We start from the raw sequence: 22,523 nt of genomic DNA, 5'->3' as shown, positions 1-22,523 counted from the left end.
GTGTGTGGTCAGGCACTGACGTAGGCGGCGAGGTGCTCACCGGTCAGGGTCGTGCGGGTGGCGACGAGGTCCGCGGGCGTGCCCTCGAAGACGACCAGGCCGCCGTCGTGGCCGGCGCCGGGCCCGAGGTCGATGATCCAGTCGGCGTGCGCCATGACCGCCTGGTGGTGCTCGATCACGATCACCGACTTCCCCGCGTCGACCAGCCGGTCGAGCAGGCCGAGCAGGTTCTCGACGTCGGCGAGGTGCAGACCGGTGGTGGGCTCGTCGAGCACGTAGACCGTGCCCTTCTCCCCCATGTGCGTCGCCAGCTTGAGTCGCTGCCGCTCCCCGCCGGACAGCGTCGGCAATGGCTGGCCGAGGCTGATGTAACCGAGCCCGACGTCGACGAGCCGCGACAGGACGGCGTGGGCGGCCGGGGTGCGGGCCTCCCCCGCGCCGAAGAACTCCTCTGCCTCCGTGACCGACATGGCGAGGACCTCGCTGATGTCGCGACCGCCCAGGCGGTACTCGAGCACAGAGGCCTGAAAGCGTTTTCCGTCACACACCTCGCAGACGGTGGCGACGCCGCTCATCATCGCCAGGTCCGTGTAGATGACGCCGGCGCCGTTGCACGCGGGGCAGGCGCCCTCGGAGTTGGCGCTGAACAAGGCCGGCTTCACGCCGTTGGCCTTGGCGAACGCCTTGCGGATCGGCTCCAGCAGGCCGGTGTAGGTCGCCGGGTTGCTGCGCCGTGACCCCCGGATCGCTCCTTGGTCGATGGACACGACACCGTCGCCCTCGGGGATCGACCCGTGGACGAGCGAGCTCTTGCCGGAGCCGGCGACGCCCGTGATGACGACGAGGACGCCGAGCGGGACGTCGACGTCGACGTCGCGCAGGTTGTTGGCGGTCGCGCCGCGGATCTCGAGCCTGCCGGTCGGTGACCGCACCTCGTCCTTCACCGACGCGCGGTCGTCGAGGTGCTTGCCGGTCAGGGTGCCGCTGGTCCGCAGCTCCTCGACGGTGCCCTCGAAGCAGACGGTGCCACCGGCGGCCCCGGCCCCGGGGCCGAGGTCGACGACGCGGTCGGCGATCGTGATCATCTCCGGCTTGTGCTCGACGACGAGCACGGTGTTGCCCTTGTCCCGCAGCTGGAGCAGCAGCTGGTTCATCCGCTGGATGTCGTGCGGGTGCAGGCCGATCGAGGGCTCGTCGAAGACGTAGGTGACGTCGGTCAGGGACGAGCCGAGGTGCCGGATCATCTTGGTGCGCTGCGCCTCTCCCCCGGACAGCGTCCCGGAGGACCGGTCGAGGGACAGGTAGCCGAGACCGATGTCGGTGAACGAGTCGAGCAGCAGCTGCAGCCCCGTGAGCAGCGGCGCGACGGACGGCTCGTCGAGCCCCCGCACCCACTCGGCGACGTCGCTGATCTGCATCGCGCACACGTCGGCGATGCTCTTGCCCTCGATCGTCGACGAGCGGGCTTCCTTGCTCAGCCGGGTGCCGTCGCAGTCGGGGCAGGTCGAGAACGTCACGGCCCGCTCGACGAAGGCGCGGATGTGCGGCTGCAGCGCCTCGACGTCCTTGGCCAGGTACGACTTCTGGAGCCGTGGGATCAGCCCCTCGTACGTGAGGTTGATGCCGTCGACCTGGATCTTCGTGGGTTCCTTGTAGAGCAGGGCGTCCAGCTCGCGCTTGGTGTACCTCGCGATCGGCTTGTCGGGGTCGAAGAAGCCGCAGCCCCGGAAGATCCGTCCGTACCAGCCGTCCATGCTGTAGCCGGGGATCGTCAGGGCGTTCTCGTTGAGGGACCTGCTCGCGTCGTAGAGCTGCGTCAGGTCGATGTCGTTGACCGAGCCGCGGCCCTCGCAGCGCGGGCACATGCCGCCGAGGATGCTGAAGCTGCGCCGCTCCTTGGTCTCCCGGCCGCCGCGCTCGATGGTGACCGCGCCGGCGCCGCTGATCGAGGCGACGTTGAACGAGTACGCCTGCGGCGGTCCGATGTGCGGGGTGCCGAGCCGGCTGAACAGGATGCGCAGCATCGCGTTGGCGTCCGTCGCGGTGCCGACGGTGGAGCGCGGGTTGGCGCCCATCCGCTCCTGGTCGACGATGATCGCCGTGGTCAGACCGTCGAGGACGTCGACGTCGGGCCGTGCGAGCGTCGGCATGAAGCCCTGGACGAAGGCGCTGTACGTCTCGTTGATCAGCCGCTGCGAGTCGGCGGCGATCGTGTCGAACACCAGCGAGCTCTTCCCCGAGCCGGAGACGCCGGTGAAGACCGTCAGGCGGCGCTTCGGGATCTCGACGCTGACGTCCTTGAGGTTGTTCTCGCGCGCGCCGTGCACCCGGATCAGGTCGTGGCTGTCCGCGGGATGCGTCGTCGTGCTCATCCTGGCTCCCTCTGTGTGGGCAGCGCGTGTCTCGATCCCACCGGCGTCGCTCAGCCGAGCTCGTTGATGCGCAGGAGGTTGCCCGCCGGGTCACGGAAGGCGCAGTCGCGGACGCCGTACGGCTGGTCCGTCGGCTCCTGGACGACCTCGGCGCCGCTGGCCTCGAGCCGGGCGAAGACACCGTCGAGGTCGTGCGTGGCCAGGGTGATGGCGGCGTAGCTGCCCTTGGCCATCATCTCGACGATCATCCGGCGCTCGTCGTCGGTGAGGCCGGGCTCGGCGGCCGCCGGGTGCAGGACGATCGCCGGGGCCGACGGGTCCGCGGGGCCGACCGTGATCCAGCGCAGGCCGTTGTAGCCGACGTCGTTGCGGACCTCGAAGCCGAGGGCGTCGCGGTAGAACCCCAGCGCGGCGTCCGGGTCGTCGTGCGGGAGGAAGGCGTAGTGCAGGGTGAGGTCCATGACGGTCACGCTAGGTGGGGTTCCGGGGTCCGCGCTTCTCGATTCCTGACCGGCCTGGTGACCTGCTTGGCGACGCACGACGGCATCCCCTCGGTGACGCCTGCGTGCTCGCGTCGGTAGACGCTCGGAGGCACGCCGACCAGCTCGGTGAAGCGCGTGCTGAACGTCCCGAGCGACGAGCAGCCCACCGCGAAGCAGACCTCGGTGACGCTCAGGTCGCCGCGGCGCAGCAGGGACATCGCGCGCTCGATGCGGCGCGTCATGAGGTAGGCGTACGGGGACTCGCCGTACGCGCGGCGGAACTCGCGGCTGAGGTGCCCGGCGGACATGTGCGCCCCTCGCGCGAGCGCCTCGACGTCCAGCGGCTGGGCGTACTCGCGGTCGATGCGGTCCCGGACGCGTCGGAGACGCACGAGGTCGCTCAGGTGATGGGCCGACGCGGGCGTGCTGCTCACGTCACCGATCGTGCCACGTCGTGCCGACGGTGCCGCGTCCCCTGCGCCGACGGCCCCGTCCTGGCGGGATCGTGGGTATAGTTGAACTCTCAACCATGAGGAGCTCGCTCGATGCCTGACTACGGACACGACCTCGTGCTCGGCACGTTCCTGACCCCCGCCGCCAAGGACCCTCAGCAGGTCGTCGCGCTCGCGCAGGCCACCGAGCGCGCCGGTCTGGACCTCGTGACGTTCCAGGACCACCCCTACCAGCCGGCGTTCCTCGACACGTGGACGCTGCTGTCCTGGGTCGCCGCGTCGACCGAGCGCGTCCACGTCGCGGGCAACGTGCTCAACCTCCCGCTGCGTCCTCCGGCGGTCCTCGCGCGCGCCGCGGCGAGCCTCGACCTGCTGTCGGGCGGCCGGTTCGCGCTGGGTCTCGGCTCCGGGGCGTTCTGGGACGCCATCGTCGCGATGGGCTCCCCGCGCCTCACCCCCGGACAGGGCGTGGACGCGCTGGACGAGGCGATCGACGTCGTCCGCGGCATCTGGGACACGAACGAGCGGTCCCCGCTGCGGGTCGGCGGGACCCACCACCGTGTCGACGGCGCCAAGCGCGGTCCGGCACCCGCCCACGACATCCCCATCTGGCTCGGCGCGTACAAGCCCCGGATGCTCGGCCTCGTGGGCCGCAAGGCGGACGGGTGGCTGCCGAGCCTCGGCTACCTGAAGGACGGCGACCTTGCCGCGGGCAACGCCCGGATCGACGAGGCGGCGCAGGCGGCCGGCCGCGACCCCCGCGAGGTCCGCCGCCTGCTCAACCTGGGTGCGGGGTCCTTCTCCGGGGCGGGCTTCCTCCAGGGGCCGCCCGAGCGGTGGGTCGAGGACCTGCTCCCCCTCGTCCTGGAGGACGGCGTCTCGACGTTCATCCTCGGCAGCGACGACCCCGTGGCGATCGCGCGGTTCGGTGAGGAGGTCGCGCCCGCCCTGCGCGACGCCGTCGCAGCCGCCCGCCGGTCGGCCGGCACCGTGACCGGCGCTGTCCGCGCGGCGGCGTCGCTGGCCCAGCGGCGGCCCGGGATCGACTACGACGGACTCCCCGCGTCGCTGGTGGACACCGCCGTCGAGCCCGGCGACCGGGAGTACGGCCGAGTCCGGTCGTCGTACGTCTACGCGGGCTCCCCCGGGCTCGTCCTGCGGCCCCACGACGCCGAGGCCGTCCGTGATGCGATCACCTTCGCGAGAGCGCAGGAGGTGCCGTTCGCGGTGCGCAGCGGGGGGCACGGGATCAGCGGCCGGTCCACCAACGACGGCGGCATCGTCATCGACGTCGGCGCGCTCGACACCGTCGAGGTGCTCGACCGCGAGCGGCGGCTCGTCCGGCTCGGTGCGGGTGCCCGCTGGGGCGACGTGGCAGCGGCGCTGTCCGAGCACGGGCTGGCGATCAGCTCCGGCGACTACGGGGACGTCGGCGTCGGCGGGCTCGTGACTGCGGGAGGGCAGGGCTTCCTGGGACGGTCCTACGGGCTCACGCTCGACCACGTCGTCGCGGCCGAGCTCGTGCTCGCCGACGGGCGGCTGGTGCGGACCGACGCGGACCACGAGCCCGACCTGCTCTGGGCGGTGCGCGGTGCAGGCGCGAACTTCGGCATCGTCACCGCCGTCGAGATCGAGGCGGCCGAGGTCGGCGACGTCGTGCACGCGACGATCCTCGTCGACGCGACCGACACGGCACCGTTCGTGCAGGCGTGGGCGGACCTCGTCGAGTCCTCCCCGCGCGAGCTCACCAGCTTCCTCAGCCTGGTGCCGGCCCGCGGCCAGGACCCCGCCGTCGGGTACGCGATCGTCGTCTGGGCGAACGACGACGCCGAGGCCGCCGTCGCCGCGATCGAGCCCTTCCTCGACCTGGCGCCCGTGCTCCAGCAGCAGGCTCGTCTCGTGCCCTACGCCGCGACCGTGGCGGCCCACCACGGCGAGCACACCGGCGGCTCCGCGCCCGCGACCCGCGGCGGCCTCGTCGAGCACGTGACGCCGGGGCTCGCCGCGCTGCTCGCCGACCTGCTCGCCAGCCGCGACGCCGACATGGTGCAGCTGCGGGCCGTCGGGGGTGCCGTCAACGACGTCGACCCCGCGGCCACGGCCTACGCCCACCGGACGCAGAACTTCTCGCTCCTCGCCGCCGCCCGGGGCAGCCGGCGCGCGCAGATCGACGCGTGGTGGGAGCGGCTCGGACCCCACCTGGACGGGGTCTACCTCAGCTTCGAGACCAACCAGTCCCCCGCCCGGCTCGCCCAGGCCTTCCCACCGGCCACGCTCGCGCGCCTCGGGCGGCTCAAGGCCGTGTACGACCCCGACCACGTGTTCGACGGGAACTTCGGGGTCACGCCGACGCCCGACGAGACGCGTGCCACGATGGCGACATGAGCACCGACGACATCGCCGACGTCATCGCCCGCGTCGAGCAGCAGGAGCACGACCTCGTCTTCGCGACGTTCACCAACGACGACGCCTGGCGCCTCGGCTGCCTGCTCGTCGAGCTCGCCCAGGAGCGCGACCTGCCGGTCACCGTCGACATCCGTCGCGGCACCCAGCAGCTCTTCCACGCGGCCCGCCCCGCGACGACGCCCGACAACGACAGCTGGATCGAGCGCAAGGTCCGCGTCGTGGAGAGGTTCGGGGCGTCGTCGTACCTCGTCGGGCTGCGCGCCACGGCCAAGGGCACGACGTTCGCCGCGCAGCACGACCTGCCCATGCAGCAGTTTGCCGCGCACGGCGGGGCGTTCCCCGTGCGCGTCCGCGACGTCGGCATCGTCGGCGTGGTGACGGTCTCGGGTCTCCCCCAGGCCGACGACCACGCGCTCGTCGTCGAGGCTCTCGTCGCACACCTCGCCTGAGGCGCCCACAGCCCGGACGGGCGCGGTGATCTCGCACAGATCCGCGCCGGCGGTCACCACGGCCGTCCGGCGCGCCCGAGCCTGACGGCATGACGGAGCACGGATGGTTCGACGAGGACTGGGACGACGCCGACGAGGACGCCCTGTGGGAGACCGTCCCGGTGGCGGTCGGGGCCGACGGGCTCGCCCACGACCTGCCCGCCCCACCCGGCGCCGCGCTGCGGTCGGGCAGCGACGCGCTCGCGGTCCTGCTCGACCTCGTCGGACCTGAGCGGGCCGGAGCGCCGGCGCTCTGGTTCGTCCTGCTCGACGCCACGGACCACACCACCCCCGTCGTGCTGCCCGTCGTCGACGTGCCCGTGCGGGCGGACCGCACCGTGGCTCACAGGCTCGTCGCGGTGCTCGACGCGGTCCTGCGGGCGGACGCGCCCGGCGGGTCGGTCGTCGTCGGGCTCGTCCGTGCCGCTGGTGGAGACCTCGGCGCGTTCGAGGCGCAGTGGGTGCCCGCCCTCCGCGATGCCGCGGACGACGTCGGGGTGCGCCTCTGGGCGGTCGTCGCGATCGGCGAGAGCCGGGCGCGCGTGCTCGAGTGGTGAGGACGGTGCGGCGGCCCGCGTCAGGCCGACGGGCCGGGCGCCGCCTCGTCGATGGCGGCGAGCTGCTCGAGGGTCGGCGACCAGGCGATCGAGGCGACGTTCGCACGCAGCTGCTCGGGCGTGCGCGCACCGGCGATGACGGTCGCGACCGCCGGCTGGGCCGCCAGCCCGCCGAGCGCCAGGGTCGGGAGGTCGATGCCCCAGGCGGCCGCCAGCGACTCCAGTGCCTCGATCGTGTCGAAGTCGGCCCGCGCGAGCCGGTCGGGCATCCGGGTGAGCCGCGACCCGTCGGGTGCGGCCTCGCCGCGCCGGTACTTCCCCGTGAGCAGGCCCGACGCGAGCGGGACGAACGGGATGAGGCCGACACCGACCTGCTCCGCTGCCGGGACCAGCTCAGCCTCGGCGCTGCGGTCCAGCAGGTTGTACCGGTTCTGCGCGGAGACGAAGGGGGTCGCTCCGGCCGTGCGGGCGCTCCAGTCCGCGTCGACCACCTGCCAGGCCGCGAAGTTCGAGGACCCGATGTACCGGACCTTGCCCTCGACGACGAGCTCGTGCAGTGCCGCGAGCGTCTCCTCGATGGGCGTCACCGGGTCGGGCGCGTGCATCTGGAACAGGTCGACGTGGTCGGTGCGCAACCGGCGCAGGGAGCTCTCGACGGCACGGCGCACGTAGCGCCGAGACCCCCGGACACCCCAGTCGGGACCGTTCAGCCCGCGGGTGTCCATGCCGAACTTCGTCGCGATCACCACATCGTCACGTCGACCGGCCAGGGCCTCGCCCAGCAGCTCCTCGCTCTGACCGGGAACACCGCCGTAGACGTCCGCCGTGTCGAAGAACGTGATGCCCGCGTCGAGCGCCGCGCCGACCAGCGCCGGGACGTCGTGCGGCGCCAGCGTGGCACCGAACGTGTTGCAGCCGAGACCGGCCACCGAGACGACGAGGCCGCTGTCGCCGAGCTGTCGAAAAGACATCTCGGCGTCAGTGCGAGAGGCTGGGGGAACGGGAGGGGTCGAATTGCTCACCCGGGCAACCCTAAGCCTCTCCCCCGCACACCAGGTGCATTCACGAGACCTTCACGTCCTCCTGGAACACTGGAGGGGCGGCCACCGTTGACACCGGTGGAAGTTCTCACTCTCGACGGCCGTACAACGGCACGGAGGTTCCCCAGATGGCAAACCGGTCCCTGCGCGGCATGCGCATCGGGTCCCACAGCATGGAGACGGAAGACGGCGTCGAGTTCGCCCCCCGCCTCCAGGCTCACTACGACTGTCCCAACGGGCACACCATCATCCTGCCGTTCTCGGTCGAGGCCGACGTGCCGGTGGTGTGGGAGTGCCGTTGCGGCGAGGAGGCGTTGCTGCGCGACGCGTCCAAGCCCGAGGTGAAGGCCGGCAAGCCGCCGCGCACCCACTGGGACATGCTGCTCGAGCGCCGCACCGTCGGAGAGCTCCAGGAGCTGCTCGACGAGCGCCTCGACCTGCTCCGGTCGGGCAAGCTGCGCCGCAGCGCCTGACCCGCGCGGAGCGGCGCCCCCGGCCGCTCAGCGCCCAGATCGACGGAACGCTCCCGCCACACGGCGGGAGCGTTCTGCTATCCCCCACCGGGTCACGTTGACGAGCGCCTCGACGACGATGGCGCGGCTCATCTTGCTCTGGCCGAGCGCCCGCTCGACGAAGGTGATCGGGACCTCGACCACCCGCGCGCCCGTGCGGACGGCCCGCCAGGCCATGTCCACCTGGAAGCAGTAGCCCTGCGACGCGACGTCGTCGAGACCGAGCCGGCCGAGCAGTCCCGCGCGGTACGCGCGGAAGCCACCCGTCGCGTCGCGCAGCGGGATGCCCAGCACGATCCGCGTGTACGTGTTCGCGCCGCGGGAGAGCACATGGCGGCTCACCGGCCAGTTGAGCACGCTCCCCCCGGGCACCCACCGCGAGCCCAGCACGAGGTCGGCATCCGTGAGCGCGTCCAGCAGCCGCGGGAGGTCCTCCGCGCGGTGCGACCCGTCCGCGTCCATCTCGACCACGACGTCGTACCCGCGCTCCAGCGCCCAGCCGAATCCGGCCACGTACGCGGTACCCAGGCCGAGCTTGCCCGCCCGGTGCAGCACGTGGACACGCTGGCGCCCCTCGGACGCCTCGGCCTCCGAGATCTTCTCGGCCAGCTCGCCCGTGCCGTCGGGCGACCCGTCGTCGACGACGAGCACGTCCGCGTCGGGGACGTGCGTGCGCAGGCGGTCCAGTGCGCCGGGCAGGTTCTCGCGCTCGTCGTAGGTGGGGACGATCACGAGCACACGCGCAAGGGCCTCGGTCATACGGCTGTCTCGATCCGGTCGGCGCGGCGCACCCGGTACGCCCCGGCTGCACCGGCGAGCACCACGCACACCGCGAGGGCGTCGATGATCCATGCGGGCCACGAGCCCAGCCTCGTTGCGGGCGTCAGCGTGTCGCGCAGGGGAAGGGTAGCCACCATCTGCTCCGCGGTGAAGAGCCCTGTCTGCTGGCTGACCACGCCGTTGGGCTCGATGACGGCACTGACGCCGACCGTCGAGATCTGCACGGTCGCCCGGCCGTGCTCGATCGCGCGGATCCGGGACATCGCCAGCTGCTGCGTGGACTCGTCCGAGACACCGAACGACGCGTTGTTCGTCTGCACGACGAGCACCTCTCCCCCGGCCCGGACCGCCTCGCGCACGATGCCGTCGTAGGCGACCTCGAAGCAGATGACGTCGCCGATCCCGACCGTGCGCCCGAGCCGTTCGGAGTCGAGCGGGACGTAGCCGGGCTCGGTGCCGGGGAGCATGTCCCGAGTGACCAGGTCCACCGCCGAGGAGAACTGCCGGACGAACGAGCGGATCGGGATGTACTCCGCGAACGGCGCCGGGTGCTGCTTGGTGTACGTCGCGGTGACCCCGACGCCCGGTTCCCACAGGACCGCCGTGTTGTAGCGCCCGCCGGTCGGTGGGTACTCGACGGTCCCGACGAGCATGGGGGCGTCGACGGCCTGCGCTGCGCCGTCGATGAGGTCCGCCGCGGCCTGGTCGGCCTGCGGGTCGATGTCGGTCCCGTTCTCCGGCCACAGGACGAGATCGAGCTCACCGGGCTCCACCTGGTCGAGCAGCGCGAACGTGCCGGCGACGTGGTTGTCGAGGACCGCCTGGCGCTGGCCGAACGCGTCCAGACCCGTCCCGGGCACGTTGCCCTGGACCGCGCCGATCCGCAGGCCCCCGCTCTGCGCCTGCGTGTCGAGAGGGACGAGGAGACCGACGACGAGCACGGTCGCGGCGGCCGCCGTGGCGACGACCAGCCGACCGATCTCCAGCCGGCGGGCGGCCAGCATGATGCGCGCGAGGAGCACGCCGACGGCGACCACGGCCCCGGAGAGCAGCGGGGTGCCCGCGAGGGAGGCGAGCGCCGCGAGGGGAGAGTCGGCCTGGGAGAACGCGAGGCGTCCCCAGGGGAAGCCCCCGAACGGCCAGGCCGCGGCCAGCTCCTCGGTGGCGACGAACAGGATCGTGAAGACGACCACCTGCAGGCCGATGCTGCGCCAGACCGCGTTGCCCCGTCGTGCCCAGCTCCAGGCGGCACCGAAGAGGGCGAAGTACGCCGCCTCGAGCGTGCTCAGCGCGAGCCACGGCACCAGGCCGACCGCCTCGTCGGCCCACGTGATGAGGGGCAGGAAGAACGTGAGGCCCCACAGGAGCCCGACGAGCGCGTTCCAGCGCGCGCTGTCGCGGCGCAGGGCCAGGTACAGGAAGGCGACGCCGAGGAAGGCCGTCCCCCACCATCCTGGCTCGGGGAACGCGAGGCGGGTGAGCAGGCCACCTGAGACGGCGAGGACGAGAGTCCACCAGCGGGCGGGTTCACGGGCGGGCACCCCTGGAGGGTACGTCAGCGGGCTGAGGGCCCGACGAGAGGGCCGCGCGAGGCTCCGACCGACCGGCCCGCGTGTCCTTCGTACCGGTCGGCGTGCAGGCGCACGGACCGTTGTCTACTGAACACGCGGGCCCGGTCGGAGCCCTCCCCCAACCCCTGCGCTCACAGGCCGCGACGGCGTCGTCGTAGGCATGTCGGCAACGGTGGATCTCCTGAGGAACCTACCGAGATCCTCAGGAGTGTCAAGGCCGCGTCGGTGCAGGTGGGAGCCGTACTCGCAGGTCATCCGCGCACCATCGGTCCCGTCTGACCGGTTCGACTCGGCGTGTCGCCGCGCGTGTCGTCGGATCCGGTCGAAGCGGGCGGATCCGGTCGTGCGCGAACGGGCGAGATTTCACCCGGTCGAGGCTCCGCCGGTCTCAGAAGGTGTCGTGCAGGACCACGCCGCCGCGGACCGTCCGCAGGCACACCGGCGCGGGCGCGTCGGGGCCGAGGTCGGGCAGCAGCGGGATGCCGGCACGGGCGTCGGTGCTCCAGGACGAGAACTGCCCCTCGGCGGCCTGCACCGTGAGGTCCTCCGCGCGCCAGACGGCGAGATGGGCCGGCGCACCGACGCGCAGCTCCCCGGCGCCCGTGTGGTCGAGTCCCGCGACCCGCCAGCCGCCGCGGGTGGACGCACGGAACGCCGCCCTCGCGGAGATCCGCTGGTCGACCGCGCGGTGCTGCACGGCCGCCCGGACGCCCGCCCAGGGGTCGACGGGGGTCACCGGCGAGTCGGACCCGAACGCGAGCGGCACGCCGGCGGCGGCCAGGTCCGCGAGGGGGTTGAGTGCGGCGGCGCGCCCCGCACCGAGCCGGGTCGCGTACATCCCCTCGGGACCACCCCACGCGGCGTCGAACGCGGGCTGCATGCTCAGCCGCACCCCCAGCAGCACGAGCGCGGCGAGCGTCGGGGCGTCGACCATCTCCGCGTGCTCGAGCCGGTGGCCCATCCGCGCGATCGCGTCGGGACCCTCCACGTCGACAGCCGCACGCAGCCCGAGCAGCAGCTCGTCCATCGCCCGGTCGCCGATGACGTGGAAGCCGCCCTGCACCCCGGCGCGCGTCACGGCCGTCAGGTGGTTGCAGATCTGCTCGGCGGTCAGGTAGAGCACCCCGGAGCTCTCGGGCGCATCCGTGTACGGCGAGCGGACGGCAGCGGTGTGCGAGCCCAGCGACCCGTCGACGTTGAGGTCGCCCCCGATGCCCGTCAGGCCAGGGATCGCCGCGAGGATCTCGCGTGCGTCGTCGACCGTCACGCACTGCTCCCCGCGGTACGCCACGAGGTGCGGAAGCCCGCTCGCGGCGTCGGCGGTCAGCTCCAGCAGCTCGACCAGCCCGGCGCGGGTGTCGATCGACGGCGCGGAGTGCTCGTGCACGGACACGACGCCGCGGGCGGCGGCGTGCTCGAGCGCGCGGCGGTACAGGGCGGTCCGCCGCTCGGGGCTGACCTGGCGAGCGGCGTCGCGCGCGGCGTGGTGGGCATCCCGCTCGACGCGGCCGTCGTAGCTCCACCCCGGCAGCCGGTCGAGGCCCGCGGCGTCGGACAGCGCGCTCGACACCACCGCCGAGTGCACGTCGACGCGCGCGAGGTAGACCGGTGCCCCGCCGGCCGCCGCGTCGAGCTCGTCGCGCGTGGGCGGGCGGCCCTCGGGCCACCGCAGCTCGTCCCAGCCGAAACCGAGCACGGGCGCGTCGGACGTCCTGTCCCGCGCCGCCCGGTGCACGGCGTCGAGGGCGTCCGCCAGCGAGTGCACGCCGCCCTCGGGCGACAGGTCGACCGAGTCCAGGGCGAGGCCGGTCTCGAGGACGTGGACGTGCGCGTCGACGAAGCCGGGTGCGACGAGCGCACCGTCGAGGTCCACGACCTCGTCGGCGCGCGCCACCAGACCGTCGGCGGTGTCGTCCGCGCCGAGCCAGACGACCGTCCCGTCGTCCACCAGGATCGCTTCGGCAAAGGGGTCGGCGGCGGAGTGCACCACGCCGTGCCGGTACAGGGTCGAGCTCACAGTGGCACACGATAGGGCAGGTCAGCCCGACAAACCGGGTGAAGGCGCCGGGCTAGACCGACGAGTACGCCACGACCCCGCGTCGGAGGGCGTCCACCGCCTGCCGGGCCGTGTCCCGCAGCCGCTGGTGAGGTGCCGCCTGGGAGACCTGGTCGAGCACGTCGATGACCTGCTTGCACCACCGCACGAAGTCCCCCGCCGAGAGCTCGCCGCCCTTGAGGACGGCGTCGAGGCTGCGTCCTGCGGCCCATCGGTGGACCGCCTCGACCAGGCCCGCGTCGAGCGGCTGGATCGTCTCGACCTTGTGCTCGGTCTCGAGGTCGTCGAGCTCCGACCACGCGCGGACGCAGCCGTCGAGCGCGACGCCGAGCCGGCTGTTCGGGCCGCCGGGGATGCGCGGCTCCCCCTGGTCGTCGCGCCGGGAGCGGTACACGAGCGTCGAGACGGCGGCGGCCAGGCCGGGCGCGTCGAGCTCGTCGAAGACCCCGCGTCGCAGGCACTCGGCGAGGAGCAGGTCGTTCTCGGCGTAGAGGCGGCGGAGCCACCGACCGTCGTCGGTCACCTGGAGCGCGGTGCGGCCGGCGTCGTCGGTCGTCGTGGCCAGGTAGCCGAGCCGCAGCAGGATGTCGCAGATCCGGTCGAAGACGGCGGCGATCGAGCCCGTCCGCCCGGCGATGCGTGCGACGAGGGCGTCGTGCTCGGCCGCCAGGCGCGCCCACCGCTCCGCCCAGCGGGCGTGCTCCTCGCGGTCCGGGCAGCTGTGGCACGGGTGCGCACGCAGCCGCCGGCGCAGGGCGGCGATCTCGGCGTCGTCCTGCGCGGCGCGCCGCCCGGCCTTGGGCCGGTCCTTGCGCGTGGGACCGGTCCCGGTGCCGACGGAGGACCGCAGGGCCGCCGCGAGGTCACGACGCGCCGCGGGCACCCGCGCGGTGAAGCCCTTCGGCACGCGCAGGAAGCCCACCGTGCTCACCCCGGTCCCGACGTCCGCGACGGTGAGCTTGCGCACATGGCGGTCGACGGTGAGGACCGTCGGCTTCGGGCCGTCGAACCCGGCGGCGCCGCCCGGGTCGATGACGACCGCGTGCCCGGACCGCCGCCCGACGGGGATCTCCAGCACGTCTCCCACCCGCAGGCCCTCGAGCGTGCGTGCGACCTCGGCGCGGCGGGCGGACGCCTCGGCCCGGGTCAGGTCCTTCTCGCGCGCCGTGATCTGGCGTCGCAGGTCCGCGTACTCCGCGAAGTCGCCCAGGTGGCACACCATCGCGCGGGCATACCCCTCCAGGGCCTCTGCATGGCCCTGTGCCTGCCGCGCGAGGCCGACCACGCCCCGGTCCGCCTGGAACTGCGCGAAGGACGTCTCGAGCACGTCTCGCGCACGGTCCCGGCCGACCTGCGCGACGAGGTTGACGGCCATGTTGTACGTCGGACGGAAGCTCGAGCGCAGCGGGTACAGGCGCTTGGACGCGAGCCCCGCGAGCTGCACGGGGTCGAGCCCGGGGTGCGCGACGACGACCGCGTGGCCCTCGGTGTCGATCCCGCGCCGGCCGGCGCGCCCCGTCAGCTGCGTGTACTCCCCCGGTGTGACGTCGACGTGGTTCGAGCCGTCCCACTTGACCAGCTTCTCCATGACCACGGACCGCGCGGGCATGTTGATGCCGAGCGCGAGCGTCTCCGTGGCGAACACCACCTTGACCAGGCCGCGCGAGAACAGGTCCTCCACCGTCTCCTTGAACAGCGGGAGCATGCCGGCGTGGTGCGCGGCGACCCCGCGCTGCAGCGCGTCGCTGAACTCCCAGTAGCCGAGGACGTCGAGGTCCTCGGGCGGGACGGCGGCGCAGCGCTCCTCCACGATCCGACGGATCTCGGAGACCTCCGCGGGCGTGGTCAGCCGGACGCCGGCGGCCAGGCACTGCTGCACGGCACCCTGGCACCCGGCCCGCGAGAAGATGAAGACGATCGCGGGGAGCAGCCCGTCGCGGTCCAGGGCGTCGACCACCGCGAACCGCGGCGTCGGACGACCTCCGCCGGGACGTCCGCCGCCCGGACGGGGACGCCCCCCACGGTCGCGCGGGCCACGCCGCGGCTGCCCCGGCTCCTCGCGGTTGCTGCGTCGCAGGAGGTGCGTGAGGTCCGGGTTGATCGGCGGGTCGACGCCCGGTGCGGTCGGGTCGACGTGACCCGCGTACAGGTCGAGCAGGTCCCCGCGGACCAGGACGTGCTGACCGAGCGGGACGGGTCGGTGCTCGCTGACCACCACGGTGGTGTCCCCGCGCACCGTCGCCAACCAGTCCCCGAACTCCTCCGCGTTGGACACGGTGGCGGACAGCGAGACCAGCTGCACGTCGTCGGTGAGGTGGATGATCACCTCCTCCCAGACCGGGCCGCGGAACCGGTCGGCGAGGTAGTGCACCTCGTCCATGACCACGAACCCGAGGCCCTGCAGGGTCGTCGACCCCGCGTAGAGCATGTTGCGCAGGACCTCGGTGGTCATCACGACGACGGGTGCGTCGCCGTTGATGGTGGTGTCCCCGGTGAGCAGACCGACCTGGTCGGCACCGTAGCGGCGGACGAGGTCCGAGTACTTCTGGTTGGACAGTGCCTTGATGGGCGTCGTGTAGAACGCCTTGCGGCCCGACGCGAGCGCGAGGTGCACCGCGAACTCCCCGACCACGGTCTTGCCCGCGCCGGTCGGTGCAGCCACCAGCACGCCGCTCCCCCGCTCCAGCGCCTGGCAGGCCTCGACCTGGAACTCGTCGAGGGGGAAGCCCAGCAGCTCGCGGAACTGCCCGAGCTCGCTGCGGTCGATCTCGGCCCGGCGCCGGGCCGCGGCGTAGCGCTCGGCCGGTGAGGGTTCAGCGGGCGGCGCGCTCACGCGCGGTGACGAGGACGGCGGGACGGATCTCCGGGAGCGGGATACCACCTGCACACCCTAGGCACACCACCCCGGGCCGCACGCCCACGGCGCGCTCAGCAGAGGACGGACAGCGCGCCGGGGTCGACCGTGACCCGCAGGGGCAGCGGGCCGATGCGCTCGCCGTCCGCGAACGCCACCGGCGGGACCGGTCCGAGGTCGGTGAGCGGCTCGATCAGCACGGACCGGCTCCGGCGCACGTCGACCGACGGGTGGCCGATGTGCTTGCCCTGGTAGAGGCCCGGGAAGATCTTCACGACCCCGGGCTTGGAGAACGGACCGGCGACGACGACGTCGAGCAGACCGTCGTCGATCACCGCGTCGGGCGCGATCTGCACGCCCCCGCCGATCCACGGGACGTTGGCGACCGCGACGAGCGTGCCGGCCGACTCCCACACGGAGTCGTCGAGCGTCACGCGGTACCCGTAGGGCCGGAACCGGCCGAGCTCGGCGGCGAGCGCCCGGACGTAGCGACCGGACCCCTTCGGCCAGGTCATCTCGTTCGCGCGCGCGTTGATCGCGGCGTCGAAGCCGCACGAGAGGACGCCGAGGAACCACTCGTGCGCCGCGTGCTCCGGAGAGCCGACCCGGACGGCGTCCACCCGGCGCGGCCCGTCCAGCAAGCCGTGCTCGACGGCCGCCACCGAGGCCTGCACGTCGCCGCGCGGGAGCGCGAGGGTGCGGGCGATGTCGTTGCCGGTCCCCGCGGCGACGATGCCGAGCGGCAGGCCGGTGCCCGCGACGACGTTCACGCCGAGGTGGACCATCCCGTCGCCGCCGACCACGACCAGCGCGTCGAGCCCCTGGACCGCCGCCGCCCGCGCCCGGTCCGTCGCCTGCGCGAGCGTGGAGGCCGACAGGTCCTCGACCTTGTGACCGCGGGCGCGCAGGAGCTCGTGCGCCTGACGACCCGCCTGCGTGCCGCGCCCCTTGCCGGCGGTCGGGTTGACGACCAGACCGAGGTGGATCACGCCGGGCCGGCCGCGGTGCCGGGTTCGTCGGCCATCGTGCCGTCCAGCCGCGGCAGGCCGGCGGCCACCCGGCGGCGGTCGACGCGACGGTCGTGCAGGACGCAGACGCCGAGGGCCAGGAAGTACAGCGCGCTCATCGGGATGGCGACGGCGAGCATGGTGATCGCGTCGGGCGTCGGGGTGACGATCGCGGCGAACACGAACGACAGCAGGACCGCCCACCGCCAGCCCTTGCGCCACGTGGCGGCGGTGCCGATCCCGGCGAAGTTGAGCGCGACCATGATGATGGGCAGCAGGAACGCGATCCCGAACGCCAGCATGATCCGCATGACGAAGCCGAGGTACGTCTGGGCGTCGATGATGTTGGTCGCGCCCGTCGGCGTGAACTCGGTCAGCAGCCGCACCGCGTTGGGCAGCACCCACCACGCCATGAACGCGCCCGCGAGGAACAGCGGCACCGCGACGGCGACGAAGCCGATGGCGTACCCGCGTTCCTTGCGGGTCAGCCCGGGCGTCACGAACGCCCAGAACTGGTACAGCCACCAGGGGCTCGACAGGATGATGCCGAGGAAGAACGACACCTTCACCTGCATGTCGAACGAGGTGGCGATGCCGGCGAAGTTCAGCGTGATGAGGTCGTCGCGCTCCGCTGCCACGAGCTCGATGGGCCGCTGGAGCGCGGTGAACACCGGGTCGTACAGGAACCAGCCGATGACCGCGCCGACGACCACGCCGATCGCGGCCAGGAAGACGCGTCGGCGGAGCTCGACCAGATGTGCGCGCAGCGGCATCCGGCCGCCGGGTTCACCCCCGCGGCGAGCGTTCACGTGAGGGTCAGGCCTTCGGCGGGGCGTTGCCCTCGGTCGGCTCCGTGGTGGGCCGGACCGGGGTCACGTACTGGGGCTCGACCGTCGGGGGAACGGCGGGCGGGGCGCCGACGGCCGTCACGCCGGGCGGGGCCACCGGAGGGGTCGCGGTCGTCGTGGTCGCGGGGGCGTCGTCGTCCCGCAGGTCCTTGACCTCGTGCTTGAAGATCTTCATCGACTGGCCGACGCTCTTGGCCAGGTCGGGGAGGCGCTTGGCGCCGAACAGCAGGACGACCACGAGCACCACGATGATCACGTGCCAGGCGCTGATGTTTCGCAACACGTCAGGTCCTCCGTCGGAATCTCGATGACCGGGTGATAGTACCCGCGTCACCTGGGGATCGAGTGCAGCCGGCTACCGCCAGTACGCCTGCCACCGGAGCCGGGTGGCCACGTGCCGCTGCTCACGCTCCGCCCGACGACCGGCAGCCGCCTCGCGCAGAGCGTCGAGCCGGGCACGCAGGACGGCCCGATCGGCGAACAGCGTCGGACCGGTGTCCCGCGGTCCCGCTGCCGCCTGGAGCTCGTCCACGCGCTCCGCCAGCTGCGCGGTGACCTCGGCCGCGCGGGCCAGCTCGTGGCCGAGCGCGACGGCGGAGCGCCACAGGCTCCGCCCGAGCAGGAACGCTCCGCCGAGGGTCGCCAGGACCAGGACGGTCCAGACCGAGAACCAGAGCATCGTCAGATCCTCTCCCCGTACGCGCGCAGCGCGGCCCGTGCGGCCGCTGCGACCTCCTGCGCGATGCGCGCCGGCCGGATCTCGAGCACGTCGTCGGCCACCTGCAGCACCAGGTGGCGCAGCCAGGCGTGCTGGACCACGCGCACGTCCATCTCGAACGACCCGTCCTCGTGGTTGCGCACCGCGTCCACCGGCGTCGTCTCTGCCACCCAACGGCCCTGGCTCGTCAGGTGGAGGGTGACCAGCTCGCCCTCGGGGCCGGGTGAGAAGACCTCGGCACCGGCCGGCACCTCGTGGTCCTCGGCGTCGGCGTCGAGCACCTCGGCGGACAGCACCCGGTCGACCCGGAAGAGGCGCTCCCCGTCCACGAGCAGGCACCACGCGAGCAGGTAGGAGCGCTCGTCGTCGGTCACGAGGCGGATCGGGTCGACGTCACGCTCGGTGGTCACGTCGGAGGCGTTGACGTACCGCAGGTGCAGCCGGCGGCCGTGGCGCAGGGCCGTCGCGACGGCTGCCGCGACCTCCGGGGCGGCGTCGACCGAGAGCTGCACGTCCACCGCGGCCGCAGCGTCGCCGGTCGCGGCCGTCAGCTTCGTGAGCGCGGAGCGCAGGACCGCGGCGCGTTCCGGGTCCATGGCGTCGCCGAGCGCCGCCTCGACAGCACGCAGGGCTGCGACGAGGGCGACCGCCTCGCGCGCCCCGAGGCGCAGCGGCCGGGTCATGCCGCGCGACTCGGTGAGCCGGACGACGCCCTGCTCGTAGGAGGCCGCGTCGAAGTCGATGAGGTCGTGCGGGTAGTAGCCCGGCGTGCCGGTGACCCACAGGGTGTCGATGTCGTCCATGACCTGGCGCGTGGTCACCCCGAACTGCTCGGCGATCGCCTCCACCGGGACACCCTCGTGGCGGTCCAGGTACGTGATCATCCCGAGCATCCGCAGGAGCCGGTCGCTCGCCCGCTCAGCCAACGGTGCCCACCGCCCCGTCGAGCGTCGCCGCGGTGCGCAGCAGGTGCAGGACCGACTCCCGCAGCCCCGGGGGTGCGAGCACCACGACCGCGTCGCCGTACCCGACCAGCTCCTCGGCGAGCTCCCACTCGGCGCGGAACGGCACGTGGACGAGGTCGCGGTGCGCGAGCAGAGGGTCGGCAGACCAGTCCGGCTCCCCCGGGGGCGCGGGCACCGCACGCGCCCGGGGGGCGCTCGCACGCTCCGGCAGGATCGCGAGCGTCGCGACGCGCTCCGGCCCGCTCCCCCACGTCTGGAGCGCGTCCGCGAGCTCCTCGGCGGAGGGGGCCGCGAACGAGCCGGGCTCGCCGACCGTCCGGACCGCGCCCTCGATCCGGCTCAGCCGGAACGACCGGCTGGCGTCCCGGTCCCGGTCGCGACCGACCAGGACCCAGCCGCCGCGGCGCGCCAGCAGCTTCCACGGCTCGACGGTGCGCTCGCGGACCTCGCCCGTGGTGGCCGCGCGATAGGTGAACCGGACCGCCTGACGGGCCTGCACGGCGTCGACGAGCGGTCCGAAGGCGCCGCCGCCCGCACGCACGCGGGGCGCGAGCCCGGCGACGAGGTCGGTCGACTCCGGCGCCTGGCCGACCGCCCGGAGCTTGGTGAGCGCTCGCGTGGTGTCGGCGCGGACCGCCTGGTCCTGCCACACCTGGGCGGCCATCGCGAGCACGCCGAGCTCGGCGGCGGTCAGCTCGAGCGGCGGCAGCGCGTAGGCGTCCAGGTCGACCCGGTAGCCGATGTCGTCGCCGTGCCCGGCGTCCGTCACCGTGAGGATCGGGATGCCGAGGTCGCGCAGGGTGTCCTTGTCGCGCTCGAACATCCGCTCGAAGGCGTCGTCGGACGGTGCCTCCTGGTACCCGGCGACGCTGGTGCGCACCTGCTCCTTCGTCATCCGCCCGGCCGTGTTGACCAGGGCGATGACGAGGTTGAGCAGGCGTTCGGCGGGGGGGATCGCAGCGGCCATCGAGGACCACCGTAGTGGCCGGTAGCGTGGGCGCGTGATCACGTGGCGTGCGGGTGTCGTGGTGTCGCTCGGGGCCACGTGGCCCGGCGCCGCCGAGGTGACGGTCGAGCTGGAGGCTCCCGTCGGCACCGCGACGGCCGGTGACACGGTCCGCGCGCTGGCGTTCCCGGCGCTCGTGGGGAGCCCGGAGATCGGCGACCGGGTGCTCCTGAACGTCTCCGCGCTCGCGCGCGGGCTCGGCACCGGAGGCTACGCGCTCGTCATCGCCCTGCCCGACCGCACTCCCCCCGACCCGCCCGCGGGGCCGGGTCACCTGGTCAAGGCGCGCTACACCCCGCTGCAGGCGATGGTCCTGGGCGTCGACGACCAGGAGTCGCCGCACCACGAGCTCCTGCGGGACGCCGACGACCTGGACGGACTGCCCGTCGTCGTCGCCGACCTCCACTCCGCGCTGCCCGCGATCGTCGCCGGCGCCCGGTTCGCCGCCGACCGTGCCGGCCGGCCGATGCCACGCGTCGCGTACGTGATGACCGATGGTGGCGCCCTGCCGGCGTGGTTCTCGCGCACCGTGGCCGGGCTGCGCTCCGCGCGCTGGGTCGAGGCGTGCATCACCACCGGGCAGTCGTTCGGCGGAGATCTCGAGGCCGTCACGGTGCACACCGGGCTGCTCGCGGCCCGCCACGTCGTCGGCGCGGACCTCGTCGTCGTCGCGCAGGGGCCCGGCAACCTCGGCACGGGGACCCGGTGGGGCTTCTCGGGCGTCGCCGCCGGGGAGGCGGTGAACGCGGTCGGTGCGCTCGGCGGTCGACCGGTCGCCTCGCTGCGCGTCTCGGGCGCGGACCAGCGCGAACGCCACCTCGGCGTGTCGCACCACTCCCTGACGGCCTACGGCCGGGTCGCGCTCGCCCCCGCCGACGTGGTCGTCCCACTGCTCGAGGGGGACCTCGGGGTGCGCGTCCGCGAGCAGGCCGCCGCCCTGGCCGCGCGGCACCGGCTCGTCGAGGTCCCGGCGGGAGCCGACCTGCGCGGGGCGCTCGCCGGCTCGCCGGTCCGGCTGTCGACGATGGGCCGCGGCCTCGACCAGGACCCCGAGGCGTTCCTCGCGGCCGCCGCGGCCGGGGTGCACGCGACGGAGCTGTAGGGCTCAGTCGTCCCGCGGGGTGGCCGTGTGCCTCGCGACCAGCATCGCGAGGCGGCGCGCCTCGGCGTCGGCGAAGTCGCCGTCGGCGCGCTGGATCCCCATGACCGCGAGCGTGTCGCCGTCGGACAGGTCGAGCTGCACCCAGGGCCGGCCCGACCCGAACCGGACCGACACGATCTCGGCCCACTCCAGGCGCCGCGTGAAGACGAGGTTCCGGACGGTGAGCCCGTCGTCGTCGACCCGTGCCACGACGGACGCCTGCCGCCAGAGGAACCAGACGATGAGCCCGCCGACCAGCGCGAAGCCGATGCGGTCCCCGGTCGAGAGCACGGTCATCGCCAGCATGATCGCCACCGTCGACCCCAGCACGAGCAGCGCCAGCGCCAGCGTCACGACGCGCGCGAGACGGGGTCGGAAGGGAGCCGTCAGGTCGTCCACGACTGCCCCTCGTTCACCGTTCAGAGCCGGCACGCGTGGATCGACGTCACGAGGATCGCGCGCGCACCGATGTCGTACAGGGAGTCCATGACCCGGTTGGTCTGGTCGCGCCGGACCATCGCCCGCACGGCCGCCCAGTCGCGGTTGTGCAGCGGCGAGACGGTCGGCGACTCCAGGCCGGGCGTGATCGCGACGGCCGCGTCGACCAGCCCGAGCGGCACGTCGTAGTCCATGAGCACGTACTCGCGGGCCGTCAGCACGCCCTGGATCCGACGCGTGAGCACGTCGAGGCCGGCCGGCTCGTCACCGTCGGCGCGCCGGACCAGCACGGCCTCGGAGCGCAGGATCGGCTCCGCGAAGATCTCCAGCCCGGCCGCACGCAGCGTGGTTCCGGTCTCGACGACGTCGGCGATCACGTCGGCGACGCCGAGCTTGATGGCGGACTCGACGGCACCGTCCAGGCGCACGACGCCCGCCGGCTCGATGCCGAGCGAGCGCAGGTAGGACCGGACGAGCACGGGGTACGACGTCGCGACGCGGCGGCCCCCGACCTGCTTGACGTCGGTCCACTCCCCCGCGGTCCCGGCGAACCGGAACGTCGAGCGCGCGAAGCCGAGCGGCAGGTGCTCGACCGCGGCCGACTCGGAGTCCAGCATGAGGTCGCGGCCGGTGATGCCGACGTCGACCGTCCCCGCACCGACGTACACGGCGATGTCGCGGGGACGCAGGAAGAAGAACTCGACGTCGTTGTCCGGGTCGGGCAGCACGAGCTCGCGGGAGTCGCGACGCTGCCGGTACCCGGCCTCCCTGAGCATCTCGACGGCGGGCTCCGACAGGGAGCCCTTGTTCGGGACGGCGATCCTCAGCAC

At 73.4% G+C, this 22,523-nt stretch carries 21 protein-coding genes; 5 read left to right on the top strand and 16 right to left on the bottom strand.

Features of this window, described 5'->3' with window-relative positions:
- Window positions 1–8 precede the first annotated feature (8 nt).
- The 3 genes from CTE05_RS03800 to CTE05_RS03790 are packed head-to-tail and all read right to left on the bottom strand — an operon-like array spanning window position 9 to window position 3,288.
- Entirely contained in the window at window positions 9–2,372 is a 2,364-nt protein-coding gene (locus CTE05_RS03800; RefSeq protein WP_146844762.1) for an ATP-binding cassette domain-containing protein, read from the bottom strand.
- Between the two features lie 50 nt (window positions 2,373–2,422).
- Window positions 2,423–2,833 carry a VOC family protein gene (locus CTE05_RS03795; RefSeq protein WP_146844761.1) on the bottom strand — a complete coding sequence of 137 codons (411 nt, stop codon included), beginning with the start codon at window positions 2,831–2,833 and terminating at the stop codon, window positions 2,423–2,425.
- A 5-nt stretch (window positions 2,834–2,838) separates the two neighbouring features.
- Window positions 2,839–3,288 (bottom strand): helix-turn-helix transcriptional regulator, encoded by a 450-nt coding sequence (locus tag CTE05_RS03790; RefSeq protein WP_146844760.1) that lies wholly within the window; start codon window positions 3,286–3,288, stop codon window positions 2,839–2,841.
- A 111-nt stretch (window positions 3,289–3,399) separates the two neighbouring features.
- On the opposite strand from CTE05_RS03790, the gene CTE05_RS03785 reads away from it, so the two are divergent.
- The 3 genes from CTE05_RS03785 to CTE05_RS03775 all read left to right on the top strand — a co-directional run bounded on the left by CTE05_RS03785 (window position 3,400) and on the right by CTE05_RS03775 (window position 6,757).
- A complete protein-coding gene (locus CTE05_RS03785) occupies window positions 3,400–5,691 on the top strand; it encodes an LLM class flavin-dependent oxidoreductase (protein ID WP_146844759.1) in 2,292 nt (763 codons plus the stop codon).
- Window positions 5,688–6,161, top strand: coding sequence for a heme-degrading domain-containing protein (locus tag CTE05_RS03780; protein WP_146844758.1), 474 nt, complete (start codon window positions 5,688–5,690; stop codon window positions 6,159–6,161). The genes CTE05_RS03785 and CTE05_RS03780 overlap by 4 nt, the downstream gene beginning before the upstream one ends.
- A gap of 89 nt (window positions 6,162–6,250) precedes the next feature.
- Window positions 6,251–6,757 carry a hypothetical protein gene (locus CTE05_RS03775; RefSeq protein ID WP_146844757.1) on the top strand — a complete coding sequence of 169 codons (507 nt, stop codon included), beginning with the start codon at window positions 6,251–6,253 and terminating at the stop codon, window positions 6,755–6,757.
- 20 nt (window positions 6,758–6,777) lie between these two features.
- Here the strand turns inward: CTE05_RS03775 and CTE05_RS03770 are convergent, their stop codons facing one another.
- On the bottom strand, window positions 6,778–7,728 hold the full coding sequence (locus CTE05_RS03770; protein WP_146844756.1) for an aldo/keto reductase: 951 nt from the start codon (window positions 7,726–7,728) through the stop codon (window positions 6,778–6,780).
- Window positions 7,729–7,925: 197 nt separating this feature from the next.
- On the opposite strand from CTE05_RS03770, the gene CTE05_RS03765 reads away from it, so the two are divergent.
- Complete coding sequence (locus CTE05_RS03765) at window positions 7,926–8,270, top strand: RNA polymerase-binding protein RbpA (RefSeq protein ID WP_055914529.1); 345 nt, start codon at window positions 7,926–7,928, stop codon at window positions 8,268–8,270.
- A gap of 27 nt (window positions 8,271–8,297) precedes the next feature.
- Here CTE05_RS03765 and CTE05_RS03760 read toward each other — a convergent pair whose 3' ends face one another.
- From CTE05_RS03760 to CTE05_RS03715, 10 genes are all read right to left on the bottom strand, one after another.
- Entirely contained in the window at window positions 8,298–9,068 is a 771-nt protein-coding gene (locus CTE05_RS03760) for a polyprenol monophosphomannose synthase (RefSeq protein ID WP_146844755.1), read from the bottom strand.
- On the bottom strand, window positions 9,065–10,630 hold the full coding sequence (gene lnt, locus CTE05_RS03755) for an apolipoprotein N-acyltransferase (protein WP_146844754.1): 1,566 nt from the start codon (window positions 10,628–10,630) through the stop codon (window positions 9,065–9,067). The genes CTE05_RS03760 and lnt overlap by 4 nt, the downstream gene beginning before the upstream one ends.
- A 418-nt stretch (window positions 10,631–11,048) precedes the next feature.
- A complete protein-coding gene (locus CTE05_RS03750; RefSeq protein ID WP_146844753.1) occupies window positions 11,049–12,677 on the bottom strand; it encodes an amidohydrolase in 1,629 nt (542 codons plus the stop codon).
- Window positions 12,678–12,729: 52 nt separating this feature from the next.
- Window positions 12,730–15,549, bottom strand: a complete 2,820-nt coding sequence (locus tag CTE05_RS03745; RefSeq protein ID WP_246123239.1) for a DEAD/DEAH box helicase — start codon at window positions 15,547–15,549, stop codon at window positions 12,730–12,732.
- 95 nt (window positions 15,550–15,644) lie between these two features.
- Complete coding sequence (locus CTE05_RS03740; RefSeq protein ID WP_146844751.1) at window positions 15,645–16,559, bottom strand: diacylglycerol/lipid kinase family protein; 915 nt, start codon at window positions 16,557–16,559, stop codon at window positions 15,645–15,647.
- Entirely contained in the window at window positions 16,556–17,350 is a 795-nt protein-coding gene (tatC, locus tag CTE05_RS03735; protein WP_146844750.1) for a twin-arginine translocase subunit TatC, read from the bottom strand. The genes CTE05_RS03740 and tatC overlap by 4 nt, the downstream gene beginning before the upstream one ends.
- 43 nt (window positions 17,351–17,393) lie before the next feature.
- Window positions 17,394–17,708: a Sec-independent protein translocase subunit TatA gene (tatA, locus tag CTE05_RS03730; protein ID WP_146844749.1), complete on the bottom strand. Its 315-nt coding sequence runs from the start codon at window positions 17,706–17,708 to the stop codon at window positions 17,394–17,396.
- Window positions 17,709–17,780: 72 nt separating this feature from the next.
- On the bottom strand, window positions 17,781–18,104 hold the full coding sequence (locus tag CTE05_RS03725; RefSeq protein WP_146844748.1) for a hypothetical protein: 324 nt from the start codon (window positions 18,102–18,104) through the stop codon (window positions 17,781–17,783).
- Between the two features lie 2 nt (window positions 18,105–18,106).
- Complete coding sequence (locus CTE05_RS03720) at window positions 18,107–19,069, bottom strand: helix-turn-helix transcriptional regulator (protein WP_146844747.1); 963 nt, start codon at window positions 19,067–19,069, stop codon at window positions 18,107–18,109.
- Window positions 19,062–20,075, bottom strand: coding sequence for a helix-turn-helix transcriptional regulator (locus CTE05_RS03715; RefSeq protein ID WP_146844746.1), 1,014 nt, complete (start codon window positions 20,073–20,075; stop codon window positions 19,062–19,064). The genes CTE05_RS03720 and CTE05_RS03715 overlap by 8 nt, the downstream gene beginning before the upstream one ends.
- 34 nt (window positions 20,076–20,109) lie before the next feature.
- Between CTE05_RS03715 and CTE05_RS03710 the strand changes: the two genes are divergently transcribed.
- A complete protein-coding gene (locus CTE05_RS03710; RefSeq protein WP_146844745.1) occupies window positions 20,110–21,216 on the top strand; it encodes a DUF3866 family protein in 1,107 nt (368 codons plus the stop codon).
- Between the two features lie 3 nt (window positions 21,217–21,219).
- Here the strand turns inward: CTE05_RS03710 and CTE05_RS03705 are convergent, their stop codons facing one another.
- Both CTE05_RS03705 and hisG read right to left on the bottom strand, forming a co-directional pair.
- Window positions 21,220–21,654: a PH domain-containing protein gene (locus CTE05_RS03705; RefSeq protein ID WP_246123238.1), complete on the bottom strand. Its 435-nt coding sequence runs from the start codon at window positions 21,652–21,654 to the stop codon at window positions 21,220–21,222.
- A 20-nt stretch (window positions 21,655–21,674) separates the two neighbouring features.
- Window positions 21,675–22,523, bottom strand: coding sequence for an ATP phosphoribosyltransferase (gene hisG / locus CTE05_RS03700; RefSeq protein ID WP_146844744.1), 849 nt, complete (start codon window positions 22,521–22,523; stop codon window positions 21,675–21,677).

Origin of the sequence: Cellulomonas terrae (assembly GCF_007990265.1) — a bacterium.
GTDB lineage: Bacteria > Actinomycetota > Actinomycetes > Actinomycetales > Cellulomonadaceae > Cellulomonas > Cellulomonas terrae.
This window is presented reverse-complemented; position numbering and strand designations above follow the sequence as displayed.